Source organism: Mesorhizobium caraganae (assembly GCF_016836705.1).
Taxonomy (GTDB): domain Bacteria; phylum Pseudomonadota; class Alphaproteobacteria; order Rhizobiales; family Rhizobiaceae; genus Mesorhizobium; species Mesorhizobium caraganae.
Window position 1 is genome coordinate 1 of the sequence record NZ_JAFCGY010000131.1, and the last position, 468, is coordinate 468.

Sequence of the window (468 nt, forward strand, 5' to 3'; positions counted from 1 at the left end):
GAATACGAAAGCGCCTCGGCGGTGCGCCGCGAGATGGAGCGCATCGACGACCGCCTGGAACGCGGCGGCTTCGTCACCGATGAATCGTGCGTGCCGATGCGCGACAAGATCGGCGCCGACCACGACGAACTGGCCAGTTCGATCATGCGCCGCGAAGGCCACCTCGACCGCGCCAAGCGCCTCACCGAGGAAGCGCGCGGCGCGTACATCAACGTGCTGCGCGCGACCGTGCGCCGCTACAAGAAGAACCTGGCCGCGCTCGGCGAGCTGGCCGGCATCGGCGTCGACGCCGACATGCCCGAGCTGGCCAACAACGACGTGGCGTTGGCCCAGGCCGGCCTGTCGGTGCGCTTCGACTTCGACCGCAAGGGCTGGATCGGCCTGGACGACGGCGAGGCCTCCGGCGGCCAGCAGGTGATGAAGTCGCTGCTGCTGCTGGTGGCGCTGCTGCGCGACGAGGACCAGCCG

1 protein-coding gene is annotated in these 468 nt (G+C 69.9%); it reads left to right on the plus strand.

The window, feature by feature from the left end; all coding sequences use genetic code 11:
* Nucleotides 1-468: hypothetical protein (locus tag JQK88_RS35620; RefSeq protein ID WP_203281264.1), on the plus strand; the 468-nt coding region annotated here is incomplete at both ends.